The following is a 17,702-nucleotide window of genomic DNA, read 5'->3' as shown; positions in this document are numbered from 1 at the left end:
TGATTGTGCCCTATCAACAACAAGGCAATAATTAGCCCTGACTATCGCCACCTTTATGGAACCAATATTGTGTCAACCCAGGTAAAAGCCGTTATTTTTGATATGGATGGAATTTTAATCGATTCTGAGCCCGCTTGGCAGATAGCCGAGCAAACTGTACTGAATGGTTGTGGGCTAAACCTCAGCCGCGAAGAAGTGGAGCAAACGACAGGCATGCGGATCGACCATGTTGTCAGTTATTGGTATCAACGCTTTCCTTGGCCAAATTATGATAATGCCGCCACGGCGACAAAAATAGTCAATGAAGTGATAGCCCAAATCAACGCCAATGGTGAGCCCATGCTCGGCGTGATTGAGTCGCTGGACGCGTGTAAACGCCTAGGGCTTAAAATCGGTTTAGCCACCTCGTCGTCATCACGGATTATTGAGGCTGTTTTGCATAAACTCACTATTGGTCATTATTTTGATGCGATTGAATCTGCTGAAAATCTAGCTTACGGCAAACCCCATCCCGAGGTGTATTTAAATTGTGCCACAGGGCTGGGCATAGCGCCGAGTCAATGCATCGCTATTGAAGATTCGTTTAATGGTTTGATTGCGGCTCGGGCAGCCAGCATGCAAACGGTAGCGATCCCTGCGCCTCATACCGCAACTCAAACGAAATGGGTTATTGCCCATCATCAGTTAGCTCACGCAGGATTATTACCCGCGCTGCTAGGGGCCTAGGTCACTACGCTGCTAAGGTCCTAGACCGCTACGCGGATAGTGCGCTGCGCTTCTAGAGCGGACTTCGTCCTGCTAGGGACAGCTTCGCTGCGAGGACGATAACAAGCGATAACAAGATTTTATAGCCTCTAGCCGCATAGCGTCCTAGCCTCTAGGCTTTTAGCTTGTATAGCATCTAGCCGCGTAGCGTCCTAGCAGCGAAGCGCTCTAGCCACTAGACTTTTGGCTTAGATAGACTGCCTAAAAGTTTTTACCGACAAATAAATAGAAAGCCGTTTCACCGCGGTCAGTAAAACCAAAACCTAATGCCGCGGGGCCCCAATCGGTATCGGTACCTAAATACATACTACTGGCGAAAATCAAATCATCTAAAGCGACATCATCTCGCTCAAACCATACATTACCCGCTTCAAGGCTCGTCCCTAAGTACAAAGGTAAGTCGGTGATTAGCACATCACGGCCGAGATCATACTGATAGATCACCGCCGCAAAGACTTTATGCGCCCCGACTAAGGTATCTTTGCGAAAACCAGACAAGTTTAAAAACCCGCCTAAATCAGCAACATGTAAGGTAAAGTCACCATCATTCTCAACCGTAGCCAATTCCATTTTACCCACAATGGCATGATTACCGAGCTTTAACGCGCCTTTCCAGTCAGCCTCAAATTGCCAGGCTAAATCATCACTAGAAGTGTTGCCAACGTTACTTAAGCCCTTATAAGACTCATCTCTTAAATAGCTAACAAAGGTGATTCGATTACCCTCTGTCGGGAAGCTAATACTGTTTAGATTGTCGTAAGCCACTTTAAAATAGCCGCCGCTTGAATGGTAGTTAAGCGAATCAACCAAGCCAAATTCACTGCTGACACGCCCATCTTCTGCGATAAAACCCAATTCAATAAGACCATCAGAGTCATAGTTATAACCAAGACCTAAAACGATTTGAGCCACACTGTTTTCAAGTTGAATATAACGATTGTTTTGATTAAACAAATTCCAATCTTTCATCTCATACTCGAATCGTCCTCGACTGTAGAATGTTTGGTCACGATCTAATGGTTGATAAAATTCAGTAGCCACTAACTTTCTATATCCCAGTTCTAATTCATTACGCCACTCGCCGCCATTTTCAGTCAAGTCGGTCATGGTATAAGCTAAGCTAAGGGTAATCGCTGAATCTAAGGTGAAGTCATCCTCCCAATTAAATCCCGCCTGGAAATAATTCGGCCCCCATGATTTGGCTTTGGTGGTGATGGTTAAAATTCGCCCTTGTTCAACATCTTCAAACTCCGCATCGACACGCTCAAATTTATTCAGCGAATACACTCGGTTTAGGGCTGAATCTAAATCCTCTTTGCTGAGCACAATACCTTCGGTAATCCCTAAACGCTCACGCAATAATTTCTCACTGACTTTTGATTGATTATCAAAAGCAATTTTGTAAATGGGTTTTTTAAGCGGATCTAACCAAAGTAGACTTTGTTGTAATTTATTCGCTTGATAAGCCAAATAATCTGATTCACTAATGCCAAGAGGCGCTAACTTCACCAACTCTAAATTGGCGGCATCTTCACCTAATTTAAGTGCCAACGGCATAATGGAAAAATCTGTGGTACTCAAACTATCAATAGCAGGACGAATTAAAATATCGCTTGAAGTCAGTAAGGTTTTTTGGCGCGCCGTGCTCGCTTGAGTCAAAATGGTTGAGAGTTGCTCTAATACGGCAAGGGTACTGTCTAAGTTTTCTTGTTTGGTCAGGGCAGATCCAATATCGACCGCGATGATAATATCGGCACCCATAGCTTTGACTACATCAACAGGCATATTGTTAGCAATGCCACCATCAACGAGTAATCGACCGTCAATAAGCGCAGGCTGCAGCGCGCCCGGTACAGTGGCAGAGGCTTGCATCGCTTGTACTACACTGCCGCTAGATAACACTACGGCTTCGCTGGTCGCTAAATCAGTCGCTACCGCCCGATAAGGAATGGCAAGTTCATCAAAGTCACCAAACTGTTCAACTAATCCTGTCGATTTACGCAGCAACTGCGACATACTCTGGCCACGCAACAAGCCGCTGGGTGAGGTTAAGCTATTATTGTTATAACCCACAGTGAGTGGAATATTAAACTGATCCCGTTGCTGTTTATCACGGTAGCTTAATTTATCTCGCGGAATCGTATCTGAATAGCCTTTAGACCATTCACCATTAAGCATAATTTTTTCGATTTGGTCGGCGTTATAACCGAGCGCATACATGCCGGCGACATAGGCGCCAATACTGGTGCCAGCGATATAATCTACAGGGATATGATGTTTTTCAAGTACTTTCAGCACCCCAATATGGGCAGTACCTTTGGCGCCGCCACCACTGAGCACCAAGCCAATGGTCGGTCTTTCTTTAGTAGATATTTTGGCAGCATAGACTGGTTGCACCGCTAAGCTAAAGCAAATACAGCTAGCCAAAAACCAAGTCGTCAGGTTAAGGCGCAAAGTTTGTTGCATAAATCATTCCGAAAGTAAGTAAAAACAATTCATTCTAACAAAATTTGACCAATAGCCATACTAATGGATAGCAGCAGATGACACCAACCAGACAAAAGTGCACATTACTCATTAATCAGCATTTTTCGCTTAATGTCGAGTTCAAGTTCGGCTTTGGGCATCGGCTTGGCAAAATAATACCCCTGAATAACATGGCATCCTCGCTTAACCACTTGATCCAATTGCTGCTCCGATTCAACGCCTTCGGCGATAACGTCAAGGGATAGGTTTCGCGCTAATTCAATAATACTGCTCACAATAGCTTGATCGGCTTGATTGGAATCAATATGAATTAAAAACGAGCGATCAATTTTTAGGGTGTTCACTTGGAATGACCGCAAATAGGCAAGTGATGAATAACCGGTGCCAAAATCATCTATGGCAACATTAATACCTAACTGCTTAAGTGCGAGTAAGTGTTGGCTGGCAATATCGATCTCTTTCATCAATACACCTTCAGTAATTTCTACCGATAAACACCTTGCAGGCATTGCCGTTTGATGCAGTGTTGCGGTTAAAAAGTCGATAAAATCTGGCTGCCTAAAATGCATTGCCGATACGTTAACAGACACTTTTATCTCACTTTGATACTGTTGATGCCATCGAGCACCGTCGAGACAAGCTTGAGTCAGCACCCAGCGATCGATCTCAACAATCAAGCCACAGGATTCGGCAATACCAATAAACACATCGGGTCTGACCATGCCATCTTTTGGGTGTTTCCAACGGATCAAAGCTTCAACGCCTACGATTCTATTTTGTTGGTGAACATCGATCTGGGGCTGGTAATACACTTCAAACTCATTGCACAGTATCGCTCGATGCAAATCAGCTTCTAAGCGCAAATGGTATAATGCTTCTGCATTGCGCTCAGCGGAATAATATTGAAAATTCCCCCGGCCCTCTTCTTTTGCATGATACATGGCTAAATCGGCATTTTTTATCAAGGTCTCGGGGGTTTGATCATCACCAGACCAAATGCTAATGCCAATACTGGTCGAAATAAAGAATTCCCGCCCGTACAATTTAAAGGGCGTTTCGATTTGTTTTAATAGCTGTTTTGCAATGTGATTAATGGTATCGACATCTTTGGCGTCACGCAGCAAAATAACAAATTCATCACCACCAAAACGACACAACAAATGCTCTTCAGACAAACAAGACTGCAGTCGACTTGCGGCTTCAACTAACAATGCGTCACCCATACTGTGACCGTATGAGTCATTAACATGTTTAAATCTGTCGAGGTCTAAAAACAGTAGCGCTAAGGTTTCGTTCTGTTGTTTTGCCGTTTCAATAACCTGGCCTAATCGACGCGAAAACATCGCCCGATTAGCTAAGCCAGTTAACATGTCATTGTTTGCTAAGCGGCGCAGATGAAGCTCATTATGTTTACGCTCAGTGATATCTGAAAATACCACCACATAATGTAATGCAGAGCCATTTAAATTAAACATGGTCGACACATTTATCCATACAGGACATCGGCTACCATCACTACAATTAAACTCGCATTCTCCGGTCCAAAAGAGCTCCTTATCAAACACATCATCCATGTCAAAAGGCTCTACCGTCTCAAACACTAAGTCGGAAAAAGGTTTGCCAGCTAAATCACTCTTTTTAGCCGCTAGAATTAAATTAGCAGCAGCATTACTAATTTTGATATTTTTATTCACGTCTAAGATCAACATGCCTTCGGAGGTATTCTCAAACGCTTGAGCTAATAAATTGACCTCACTTTCAAGTGCTCTTTGCTGAGTGATATCGGTATACATCCCTGCAGCGTGAATTAACCTTCCACTGTTTTGATCAACCTCAATGGCGCGGCCTTTAATCCGCAGCCAATGCCATTGATGATCATGTTCATTTTGATATCGGTACTCAATATCAATCATATCTGTTGCAGATAACAGCAACTTATTCCAGGCTTTGGTGATCAGCTCAATGTCATCTTGATGAATGGGAATTTCTTCTAGTTTCATTTCGATATACGGTATAGGACCCAGTACACCACCTCGATTATCTAATGATAAAAGTCGCGTATTGCCGTGCCACTCCCATAAGTCTGAATCGCTGCCTTTCAACGCTTGGCGCAAACGGTCATCACTTTGCAGCAATGCAACGTTCATTTTTTTAAAGCGATTGATCTGTCGCTGCCTAAACACCAATATCACTAATACAATAAGTAATAGGCTAAAAGTTAATGCACCTTTAAATTGTTGCGATCGCCACCAAAATTGCTTAATCATAAAGGGATACTGGAAGGGTTCGCTCGACCATACGCCATTTCTTTTATATAACAGTTCAAGCACATACGCCCCTGCACTTAAACCGGTAATATTAATTTGTGACTGCCCTTCTAATAACACGTAATTCCCAGCGTCGGCGCCATTCTTAACCAGACGATACTGTATGGTCATCGGCTTATTATCAAGGTAATCGAGAATGGCAATTTGAAAGCTAATTAAGTTGGCACCAGGTTCGACTTGCGACAATTGGCTTGGGATCAAAAAAACGGCGGTATTATTCTCATAATATACTGACACAGATTCAAGTATCACCTTGTCATTGACAGTACGTGGAGCCAGTTTATCAAGATCGATTAACATCGCGCCGTCTGGCGTACCGACATAAAATCCTTTATCAGGATCATAAAATTTTGCCGACTCATTAAATTCATCAGAAATGAATCCATCTTTATGGCTAAATGAACTGACTTTACCTGACGTTTTATTGACTTTAATGATGGCACTAGCACAACCGATAATATGGTCCGTAGCCGTTTCTTGAAAAAAGAACACCACTTTACAGTCGATCTTCCACTGTTGATCAAGCGAAATAATCTCATCGGTCTGAGTATTTAATTGATAAATACCTTGCTGGGAAGTGCCTAACCAGATAACGCCTGGGGCCACTTGTATAATACTATTCATCGTTGGGAGATTAGTAAAATCGGCAAATACATCCACTTTAGAAACATATTCATCAGCGGTGGTTAAATAGCCAAAATGTTTACTGCCACTAATCCATAAACGATCCGCATCATCCCTTAATAAGGCTTTATATAGCGTATTACTTAATGACTACTTACCATTTGATAGCGCTTGTAAGGTCAAATCATCATTACCCTCTTGCCAATAGTACAAGCCTTTATTGGTGGTAAACCAAATCATATCGTTAAACAATTCGTCACGATAAATACCGATGACGATCCTATCGCTCAGCGACGCTTTGCCACCACTCCACTGAGCAAAATCAGTACTAGTATTGGTTAATTTATTGACCACATATAAACCACTGGTGGTAGCTAACACAAGGTGCTGTGCGTCTAGGGAACCAATCCGATAAATACTGTCATTAAGTTCAAACCCTGCTGGGATTATCATGGTTGATGTTTGGTCAAGTGTATTAACCACAGACAAACCACCATCGGTACCTAACCACACTTTGTCGCCTTCACTGTATACCGACCACACCATTTCATTATCAAGTTGATAAGGCGGTTTTTTAGAGTAATCATCAATTAAAAATTCAGGTTTGCCCGCAATCACAGCAAGACCATCACCTGAACCACCAACCCACAACAACCCCTCTGCATCAACCGCCATATCATGAATGTAATCAATATTAGCTCTTTGTTTAAGTTCGTCACGGTATACGATTAGCTTGTTGTTTTCTTGGCTCCAAAAAATCAATCCTGCACGGCTTGAAATCCATAAATCACCATTAAGATCTTGCTCCATTTGCTCAACATAATAAGGAATTTCAGGCACCGATTGCAGTGTGAGCGTATTGGTATTGACCTTAAATAACCCTTTCGATGTCAGCATCCATACCCGCTGTTGTTTATCTTGAAACAGCTTTCTAATGGAACCGTTTTTATCCGACCATGGAAATACGCCGATGAAGGTCCCGTCAGCCTGATGAAGTTGCAGCACATGATCAGTGGAAAACAAATATTGCGCGTTGTTTAATTCAAGCGCGTTACGCCAAGGTAAATTGTGATCTAATAAATGACTAGGGGATAAATACAATTGCTGAGAAGTATCATCAAAATAATAAACTTGGCCAGAATACGCTAATATTAACAGCCGTCCATCGAGCTGACGCTGAGTCGCTGCCACGCGAATACTGTTATTAATATTAGTGACATCATTGTCTTTAGGCTTAAGCAACAAGCTAAACTGATTATCTAAAATACTGTATAAATATAACGAGGAATTGGTGCCAATAAGTAAATGGTCTTGGCCAGAATTAACGACGGTAGAGATGAGCTCATCATCAAGGACTGAATCAAAACCGACTTTATCGATGCGTCTAACTTTATTATTACTAACCCGATACAAACCTTGCTGAGTCGCCAACCAAACAAATCCATAATGGCCAAAGCTTATATCTTGGATCGTGGCATTGGCTAACCCATCGCGCGCAGTAAACACTCGCTGAACGATATCTGCTGCACTCGCTGGAGCAGCGCTGAATAAGTAAAAAATCACACTAACGAAGCAACAGATTACCGCTTTTATCATAAATTAAGCCTATACCTCGAAAAGAAAATATTTGTACTCATCGTCATCATCAGCCGATGAGACTACCGCGGCCAGCATTATTATTTAACGGCTCTGCAGCTGGAACAAACAATATAATCTTTTAAACGGAAACAAAAATAATCCTGCATAACGTCTGACAAGTTATTTTTTAGCGAGTTTATCTATCTTTTTTTTATAAACAATATTAATGTTTTAACATGATTATGTTTATAAAGTAATACTTTCACCTAAGACTCCTCCACAAAGTCAAATTGTAGGTAAAAAAAAGCACCCCTAGATAGGGGCGCCTTATGTCGTCAAGTATGAATTACTTCTTCTTAACCGCTTTAGGGTTAGGTAAATCAGTAATTGAACCTTCATACATTTCAGCCGCTAAGCCAACTGATTCATGTAATGTCGGGTGAGCATGGATCGTTAATGCTAAATCTTCAGCATCACACCCCATTTCAATGGCTAGGCCAATTTCACCTAATAATTCACCACCGTTAACGCCGACAATAGCACCACCGATCACCCGGTGAGTCTCTTTCTCGAAAATTAACTTAGTCATACCTTCGCTGCAATCTGATGCGATTGCACGGCCGCTTGCTGCCCACGGGAACGTCGATGTTTCGTAAGCAATGCCTTGCTCTTTCGCTTCTTTCTCAGTGAGGCCGACCCATGCAACTTCAGGGTCTGTGTAAGCAATTGATGGAATAACTTTAGGATCGAAATAGTGCTTCAAGCCCGAAATCACTTCAGCGGCAACATGACCTTCATGCACACCTTTGTGAGCCAACATAGGTTGGCCAACGATATCACCGATAGCATAAATATGCGGTACGTTGGTACGTAACTGCTTATCAACATTAATAAAGCCACGCTCATCAACATTAACACCGGCTTTTTCAGCAGCCAGAGACTTACCATTAGGTGAACGACCAATGGCGACTAATACTGCATCATAACGTACAGGTTCTGCAGGCGCTTTCTTGCCTTCCATTGTGACGTAAATACCGTCATCTTTGGCTTCAACCGCAGTCACTTTCGTTTCAAGAATAAGGTTAAACTTCTTCTTAATTTGCTTAGTGAATACACGAACAACGTCTTTGTCTGCAGCGGGAATAACTTGGTCAAACATTTCAACCACGTCAATTTCACTGCCTAAAGAAGCGTATACGGTGGCCATTTCTAGACCAATAATACCGCCACCCATCACTAATAACTTACCTGGAACTTCTTTCAGTTCTAGTGCATCAGTCGAATCCCAAATACGTGGGTCTTCATGGGGAATAAACGGTAATTTAATGGGACGTGAACCGGCAGCAATAATGGCTTGTTCAAACTGAACCACTGTCACTGTGCCATCTTCTGCAGTGACTTCTAAGCTATTAGGGCCAGTAAATTTACCAAAACCATTAACCACATCAACTTTACGCATTTTAGACATTCCGCCTAATCCGCCGGTTAACTGTCCAACAACTTTATTTTTAAAGCCACGTAATTTGTCTAAATCAATCTTAGGCTCACCAAAAACGATGCCATGATCAGCAACCGCTTTGGCTTCTTCAATCACTTTTGCTACATGCAATAGTGCTTTTGAAGGAATACAGCCAACGTTCAGACACACACCACCAAGGGTACTGAAACGCTCAACAATTATGGCGTCTAAGCCTAAGTCAGCAGCACGAAACGCCGCAGAATAACCTGCTGGGCCTGCCCCTAGTACGACTACTTGAGTTTTAATTTCGTTACTCATGATTTCCTCTAATCTTGTTCATTCCGTGTGAAAGACGGATCGGCCCAAATGTCGATGTCGCCAGCTTGAAACTTACGTTTCACGTCCAATTTCCATTCAGTTGTTAACTAAAAAATTGGGATGGGCGCATTTTATACTCAAATCAATTTGTTTGAAACCGATCACAATAAAAAGGTCGCTCTTATGAGCGACCTTTGGGGTTATAAAATCAATGTGCGAATGTCTGATAATATTGCAGATAAGGTCACACTAAAGCGTGCAGCCATCGCCCCATCAATAACGCGATGGTCATATGACAAGGATAAGGGCAACATTAATTTAGGTTGAAACTCTTTACCGTTCCACTTTGGCTTAATTTCAGATTTTGACACCCCTAAAATCGCCACGTCTGGGTAGTTAACAATCGGCGTAAACGCCGTACCGCCAATACCACCTAAACTTGAAATAGTAAAACAGCTACCTTGCATATCAGCCGACTTTAACTTGCCATCACGAGCGCGGATAGAAATATCGGTTAATTCACGCGACAATTCTACAATGCCTTTTTTATCGACATCACGAACCACAGGAACCATTAAGCCATTTGGGGTATCTACAGCCACACCAATATGGAAATATTTCTTTTGGATAAGTGACTCACCGTCACTGCTTAAGCTCGAGTTAAACACAGGGAACTCAGCCAATGCTTTGGCAACCGCTTTCATCATGAACACCAATGGGGTGATCTTGTAATCGGCTTTTTTCTTCGCAGCAAGCTCGTTTTGTTGCTTACGGAAGGCTTCCATCTCAGTGATATCAGCTTCGTCAAACTGGGTAACATGTGGAATGGTAACCCAGTTGCGATGTAAGTTAGGACCCGACAATTTCTGGATCCGGCTTAATGGCACTTCTTCCACTTCACCAAACTTACTGAAATCAACCTTAGGCGCAGCAATCACGTTTAAGCTGCCAGCACCACCAGCAACCGCCGTAACAGCTGAAGCTTTAGGACGTGACAACTCGTACTTAACAAACGCTTGTACGTCTTCTTTCAAAATACGCGCTTTACGGCCAGTACCAGACACCTGGCTTAAATCAACACCAAATTCACGCGCTAAACGACGTACCGCAGGTGATGCATGTGCTACACCTGTTGACGTAGGCTTCGCTGCACTTGGATGATACGGCACTGGCGGAGTTGATGGACGACTTGCCGCTATTGTTGGCGCTGGCGCTGCGGGTGCAGGTTCAGCTTGCACTGGAGCCGCTTGGGCCACTGGCGCAGTACTTGTGGTTTCAATGGTAGCAATTAAGCTACCTTGAGACACTTTATCGCCCACTTTAACGGTTAACGACACTAACTTTCCGGCAAATGGGGCCGGTACTTCCATGGTCGCTTTGTCAGTTTCGAGGGTAATTAAGCCTTGATCTAGAGTGATGTCATCACCTATAGAAACCAACACCTCGATAATATCAACATCATTAGCGTCGCCAATATCAGGTACATGAATTTCTTGTACTTGAGTTGTCGTCGCGGCCTGTGCGGCAGGCGCCTGAGCCGCTTGAGCAACTGGTGCAGCTGCTTGTGGCGCAGATTCAACCGGTGCTGCTGCAACAGGCGCAGAACCAGCCACTTCTAGCGTGATAACCAATGAACCTTCAGACACTTTGTCGCCAACGGCCACATTAAGCGCTTTAACGACACCCGCTTTGGGTGACGGAACATCCATGGTGGCTTTATCGGTTTCTAAGGTAATCAGACCCGTATCAACATCAATGCTATCGCCAACAGCAACCAGAACTTCAATAATAGACACATCGGTGTCACCACCAATATCAGGTACTTTGACCTCAATCACTTCTGAACTGCCAGCACTTGGCGCAGCTACTGGAGTAACTGCCACTGGCGTTACAGGTGCAGGAGCCGCAGCTTGGGCAACTGGCGCTTCTGCTTTAGGTGCTTCTGCTTTAACAGGCGCGGCGTCAGCAGCACTCATCATCGCGATTAACGTGCCTTCAGACACAGTATCACCTACAGCAATCTTTAATTCTGCCAAGGTGCCAGCAAAAGGTGCTGGAATGTCCATGGTTGCCTTATCGCTTTCAACTGTGATGATTGACGCTTCTTTTTCAAGAAAATCACCCACTGCAGCACAAATTTCAATAACTTGTACGGCATCAGTATCGATATTAGGAACCAAAATTTCTTTTAATTCAGCCATTTTGTATCCCCTTACGCTAACTGTGGGTTGATCTTATCAGCATCAATGCCATATTCAGCGATGGTTTTCGTTAACACATCAACAGGCATTTCATTACGATCAACAAGTGACTTCAGCGCCGCAATAACAATAAACTTGGCATCCACTTCAAAGTGATGACGTAAGTTTGCACGGCTGTCGCTGCGTCCAAAACCATCGGTACCCAACACTTTATAATCTGTTGGTACAAAAGCACGTAATTGCTCGCCGTATATTTTCATATAGTCGGTAGCCGCAATTACAGGCGCATCTGACGATAACACTTGACTGACATACGCTTGCTTAGGCTCTGCGGTTGGGTGCAACATGTTCCAACGCTCAGCAGCTTGACCGTCACGGGTTAACTCGTTAAAGCTGGTCACACTGAATACGTCGACACTGACACCAAAGTCTTTGGCTAATGCTTGTGCTGCATTGCGAACTTCTTCAAGAATAGTACCGCAACCCATTAACTGAACTTTACCTTTACCACTGCCAGCAACAGATTCAAGCTTATAAATACCTTTGACAATACCTTCTTCAGCACCGGCTGGCATTTCTGGCTGCACGTAGTTTTCGTTCATGGTGGTTAAGTAGTAGTAGATATCTTCTTGATTTTCGCCATACATACGACGAATACCATCTTGTACTACCACCGCAATTTCATAACCGTAAGTCGGATCGTAAGAAATACAGTTTGGAATCGTGTTCGCCAACACGTGGCTGTGACCATCTTGATGCTGTAAACCTTCACCGTTCAATGTTGTACGGCCTGAAGTACCACCCACTAAGAAACCACGCGCACGCATATCGCCTGCGGCCCACGCCATATCACCAATGCGTTGGAAACCAAACATTGAGTAATAAATGTAGAAAGGAATGGTTGGCATATCGTTAACAGAGTAGCTTGTTGCTGCAGCAACCCAAGATGACATCGCCCCTAATTCATTGATCCCTTCTTGCAATACTTGACCGGTTTTATCTTCACGGTAGTAAGCCACTTGATCAGAATCTTGTGGGATATATTTTTGGCCTTCATGAGCATAAATGCCCACTTGACGGAATAAACCTTCCATGCCAAAAGTACGCGCTTCATCAGGAATAATCGGCACAATGCGCTTACCGATTTTTTTGTCTTTTAATAACGCCGTTAATACTCGAACAAACGCCATAGTTGATGAAATTTCACGGCCATTTGAGCCCTTCAAAATCGAATCAAAAATCTTCAATGAAGGGATCTCTAACTCTTCAGTGAATTTTTCACGACGTTGTGGTAAATAACCTAATAACGCTTCACGGCGACTCTTCAAGTATTTCACTTCTTCAGAGTCTGGACCTGGATGATAAAAAGGCAGATCTTCTAACTTGTCATCCGGGATCGGAATATTGAAACGGTCACGGAAATGACGGATAGAATCGACACCCATTTTCTTGACGTTGTGAGCGATGTTTTTACCTTCACCCGCGTCACCTAAACCATAACCTTTAACCGTTTTGGCCAGAATAACCGTTGGACGACCTTTGGTTTTTTGTGCATGTTCAAGGGCAGCGTAAACTTTAACCGGATCATGACCACCACGGTTTAAGCGCCAAATGTCATCATCTGACATGTTAGCCACCATTTCGGCCGTTTCAGGGTACTTACCAAAGAAATGCTCACGGGTCCATGCGCCGCCTTTGGCTTTACAGTTTTGGTATTCACCGTCTACGGTTTCTTCCATTAGCTGTAATAACTTACCGCTGGTATCACGGGCCAATAATGGATCCCAATAACGACCCCAAATCACTTTGACTACTTCCCAGCCTGCGCCGCGGAATTCGCCTTCAAGTTCTTGGATAATTTTACCGTTACCACGTACAGGGCCATCAAGACGCTGTAAGTTACAGTTAACAATAAACACTAAGTTATCTAATTCTTCACGTGCTGCTAAACTAATAGCACCTAATGCTTCTGGTTCATCACACTCACCGTCGCCTAAGAAACAGTAAACCGTTTGCTTAGAGCAATCTTTTAAACCACGGTCAGTTAAATACTTCAAATAACGCGCTTGGTAAATCGCTTGAATAGGACCTAGGCCCATCGATACCGTCGGGAACTGCCAATAAGTAGGCATTAACTTAGGATGCGGGTATGAAGAAAGACCTTTGCCATCGACTTCTTGACGGAAATTAGCCATTTGTTCTTCAGTAATACGCCCTTCAAGGAATGAACGCGCATAAATACCGGGTGCGATATGACCTTGGAAATACACCAAGTCACCACCATCTTGCTCATTAGGTGCGCGGAAGAAGTGGTTAAAACACACATCATAAATCGTCGCACTAGAAGCAAAACTTGAAATATGGCCACCAAGCTCTAAATCTTTCTTAGAACCACGTAACACCATCGCCAAGGCATTCCAACGGATAATCGCCCGAATACGGCGTTCCATTTCTTGGTTGCCGGGCATATTTGGCTCTTGGCCTGCAGGAATGGTGTTTAAGTAAGCAGTTGTTGCATTGTAAGGTAAGTGAGTACCGTTACGACGCGCTTTGTCGATTAATTTTTCGAGTAAAAAGTGTGCTCGTTCAGACCCTTCTTGCTCTAGTACAGCTTGCAGAGCATCAACCCACTCTTGGGTTTCTGATGGGTCTAAATCTTGAAGCATATCTTCAGACATATCGCAGTCCTTCTCTATATACGGGTTATATTTCGGCTTTAGTTGCTGCTTGTTGACACAACAACTCAGTTACGCGCCGCTCTTTAAACGGCGCAAACTACGTTGCAACCGACTGTCTTCTTCTCTTACTAACAACATGACTTCTTCGATATAGCTTAAATGCTCATTCGAAGCTTCACGTGCAGCCTCTGGGTCCCGGCGTATAATCGCAGCAAGTAACGCGCGTCTGTGATCATTTGCCATGGTGGAAGCGTCTTGGCGTTTGCTCAAAAGTTCCAAATTTTGTGCCACATTTTTGTGCAGCACGGGGGTTAAACTCAATACTAAATGCAGCATGGCAACATTATGTGACGCCTCAGCAACTGCGCGATAAAAACGCACAATAGCATCAGATTTCGTCTCAATATTCGTTGCGGCTTCTACTTCAATAATGCGTTTTTGGATATTTTGCATATCCGCATCATTGCCGCGCAGCGCAGCAAAATACGCCATCATGCCTTCAGTGGCGTGACGGAATTCGAGTAAGTCATACTGACTTTCAGAATCGTTATGCATTAATTCAACAATAGGATCGGCAAGACTTTGCCAAAGTTGTTCTTTAACGTAGGTGCCACCGCCTTGACGACGCATGAGCAAGCCTTTAGCTTCTAATTTTTGAATCGCTTCACGTAATGAAGGACGAGACACTTCAAATTGCACCGCGAGTTCGCGTTCAGGAGGTAGTTTTTGACCCGGCTGCAAACTGCCTTCGAGGATCATTCGCTCTAATTGCTCCATGATCACATCAGAAATTTTTGGCTGGTTGATCTTAATATAAGCCATTTTGCGCTCAGCTCCTTAACAAGCAATTGTCAATTGGTCTTACCAATTAATATGAGAGAGCGCACTTTATCAAATCATACAAGCCATGTCTAGTTATCAGAATACTGACAAAAGAGAGCTGCGTCGTTTAAAACGCTCATGCCTAGAGCATAACCTATATTTCTGTTCTAAGGGTCAGACTATTTATCCATATTAGCCTCAATACTGGATAAGCGTTGGGATAAATCGTTAAAGAAGCCTAGATGCTATAAAAGCTAAAAGCCTAGATACTAGAGCGCTACGCTGCTAGAGGCTATAAAATCTTAGCAGCGAAGCTGTCCTAGCAGGACGAAGTCCGCTCTAGAAGCGCAGCGACCCTAGCAGGACGTAGTCCGCCCTAGAAGCGCAGCGACCCTAGCAGGACGTAGTCCGCTCTAGAAGCGCAGCGACCCTAGCAGGACGTAGTCCGCCCTAGAAGCGCAGCGCACTATCCGCGTAGCGGCCTAGTAGCGTAGCGGCCTAGCTAGCTAACAACCCCAAAAATGGTTAATACGGAAACCAACGTCAGCAGCAACACAAAATTACGTTTACTCAATGCCAGTAATGCCAATGTGGACTGCACGCTCAGTGGCGCATCCCCTGCTTCAGGTAAAGACTCAGCCGCCACAGCAGTATTGGTCACTATGGTTTTTGCATCAATATTGACACTTAAACCATATTGCCGCCACGCACTTAAGCCTTCGCTAAACTGGCCACTTAATACATAGCCAAAACTAAACACCCGACTTGGCAACCAATCAAATAACATCTGTAAATGATCGACCAATGGCATTTCAAGCTTATTCTTACTGTTGTACTCACTGTAAAAGCGCACCGTACAGTATAATATTGCACCTACCGGCCCTAAAAATATCAAATACAATGCAACGGCACCGTAATAGCGGTAATTAAGCCAAGCAACTGTTTGGCCCACTTTACAGCCTAAATCCTGTTCATCCACCACGTCTAAACAGTCACTACAATCCAACTCGCCGGCATAACGATAACAAGCTTGTACGTCGCCACGACATGCCGCTTGGATATACTGTTTAAACACGCCTCGTAATGATTGGTGACTAAAACAAATAATGGATATCAGTACCCAAAATAACAAACTCAATAAATCAAAAAATATACCATCGAGTAGAAAACTGATCACAAACACCAATAAAGCCGGCAGCACAATCGCCATCGCAACGCTAAATGCTGATTTAAGTGATTGGCTATCCCAAAACTGTTTTTGGTAACGCGTCATAACGCTATCGAACTGCCAACCACTTGGCAGCAGCTTCAAACGTTCAACTAAAATTGCCACTAATAATGAAAATAACGCCATGAATATCCTTTTTACTTCTATTCAGTTACAGCTGTCATCATTGAAGGACTGTGGTGTAAGTGGGCGGAGCCTGCAAGTACCCTGTAACGCATAGCGAAACACGTAACGAGTAACACAAGCTATGCCACAAATGCTTACTTAAACAGTTGCAATGGCCTGTTGATATCGCGACCAATCAAAACTGAAACCAGGGTCTGTTTTACGCCCAGGAGCGATATCGCAATGGCCAACAATATTATTTACCTTAATCATAGGATACTGCGCCATTAACTCCAATGTTAACAGGATTAATTGCTGGTATTGCTCGTCGGTATAGCCACTACTATCTGTGCCTTCCAGTTCGATGCCAATAGCAAAGTCGTTACAGCCCTTACGCCCCTTGAACTCAGACACGCCAGCGTGCCATGCTCTGTCATCACAACCAACATACTGCACCACTTCACCATCGCGCCTAATTAAAAAATGCGCCGAGACTTGCAAGCCATCCAACTGAGCAAAACTGTCGTCGGCATCAATATCCAAGCAACCTTGAAATAGTTCATCAATATGCGGTAAACCAAAACACCCCGCAGGCAAGCTAATATTGTGGATCACCAACAAGCTGACCTCATTGTTGGGTCGTGGATTAAAATGTGGCGAAATACATGGTCTCGCGCTGGCCAACCAACCTTGTTGTAATAAGCCTTTTGGCATACGCCTCCTTAAACATAACTATCTAACCAGAAAATAAACTTAACAGTATTAAACCACAATACCAATGCTGATTATCCCTAGGGGCTAGGCCGCTTCGCTACTAGGCCTCTACGCGGATAGTGCGCTGCGCTTCTAGGGCGGACTGCGTCCTGCTAGTTACTAGAGCGTGACTACGTCACTGCTAGAGTCGCTGCGCTGCTAGGACGGACTGCGTCCTGCTAGGATCTAGAGCGTGACTACGTCACTGCTAGGATCGCTGCGCTGCTAGGGCGGACTGCGTCCTGCTAGTTACTAGATCGTGACTACGTCACTGCTAGGATCGCTGCGCTGCTAGGACGGACTGCGTCCTGCTAGGATCTAGAGCGTGACTACGTCACTGCTAGGATCGCTGCGCTG

General features: G+C 43.9%; 8 protein-coding genes and 1 pseudogene. 1 reads left to right on the top strand and 8 read right to left on the bottom strand.

Features of this window, described 5'->3' with window-relative positions:
• The first annotated feature begins 66 nt into the window (after positions 1 to 66).
• A complete protein-coding gene (gene hxpB, locus AAEZ02_RS03180; RefSeq protein ID WP_124013485.1) occupies positions 67 to 726 on the top strand; it encodes a hexitol phosphatase HxpB in 660 nt (219 codons plus the stop codon).
• 240 nt (positions 727 to 966) lie between these two features.
• Here the strand turns inward: hxpB and AAEZ02_RS03175 are convergent, their stop codons facing one another.
• The 8 genes and pseudogenes from AAEZ02_RS03175 to ampD form a co-directional block, all read right to left on the bottom strand.
• The gene (locus AAEZ02_RS03175) at positions 967 to 3,231 is read right to left on the bottom strand and encodes a patatin-like phospholipase family protein (RefSeq protein WP_351074708.1); all 2,265 of its coding nucleotides are present in this window, start codon (positions 3,229 to 3,231) and stop codon (positions 967 to 969) included.
• A 104-nt stretch (positions 3,232 to 3,335) separates the two neighbouring features.
• Positions 3,336 to 7,799: pseudogene (locus tag AAEZ02_RS23710) on the bottom strand (EAL domain-containing protein).
• A gap of 328 nt (positions 7,800 to 8,127) precedes the next feature.
• On the bottom strand, positions 8,128 to 9,558 hold the full coding sequence (lpdA, locus tag AAEZ02_RS03160) for a dihydrolipoyl dehydrogenase (RefSeq protein ID WP_124013432.1): 1,431 nt from the start codon (positions 9,556 to 9,558) through the stop codon (positions 8,128 to 8,130).
• Between the two features lie 200 nt (positions 9,559 to 9,758).
• Positions 9,759 to 11,759: a pyruvate dehydrogenase complex dihydrolipoyllysine-residue acetyltransferase gene (aceF, locus tag AAEZ02_RS03155; protein WP_351121915.1), complete on the bottom strand. Its 2,001-nt coding sequence runs from the start codon at positions 11,757 to 11,759 to the stop codon at positions 9,759 to 9,761.
• 11 nt (positions 11,760 to 11,770) lie between these two features.
• Positions 11,771 to 14,437: a pyruvate dehydrogenase (acetyl-transferring), homodimeric type gene (gene aceE, locus AAEZ02_RS03150; RefSeq protein WP_124013430.1), complete on the bottom strand. Its 2,667-nt coding sequence runs from the start codon at positions 14,435 to 14,437 to the stop codon at positions 11,771 to 11,773.
• 69 nt (positions 14,438 to 14,506) lie between these two features.
• A complete protein-coding gene (pdhR, locus tag AAEZ02_RS03145) occupies positions 14,507 to 15,259 on the bottom strand; it encodes a pyruvate dehydrogenase complex transcriptional repressor PdhR (protein ID WP_351121913.1) in 753 nt (250 codons plus the stop codon).
• A 502-nt stretch (positions 15,260 to 15,761) separates the two neighbouring features.
• A complete protein-coding gene (gene ampE / locus AAEZ02_RS03140) occupies positions 15,762 to 16,613 on the bottom strand; it encodes a beta-lactamase regulator AmpE (RefSeq protein ID WP_351121910.1) in 852 nt (283 codons plus the stop codon).
• A gap of 138 nt (positions 16,614 to 16,751) precedes the next feature.
• Positions 16,752 to 17,306 (bottom strand): 1,6-anhydro-N-acetylmuramyl-L-alanine amidase AmpD, encoded by a 555-nt coding sequence (ampD, locus tag AAEZ02_RS03135; RefSeq protein ID WP_351121907.1) that lies wholly within the window; start codon positions 17,304 to 17,306, stop codon positions 16,752 to 16,754.
• Positions 17,307 to 17,702: the final 396 nt, after the last annotated feature.

The organism is Shewanella sp. T24-MNA-CIBAN-0130 (genome assembly GCF_040310185.1).
Taxonomy (GTDB): domain Bacteria; phylum Pseudomonadota; class Gammaproteobacteria; order Enterobacterales; family Shewanellaceae; genus Shewanella; species Shewanella psychromarinicola.
The sequence above is the reverse complement of the archived record's forward strand: the minus strand, read 5'-3'. Positions and strand labels throughout refer to the sequence as shown.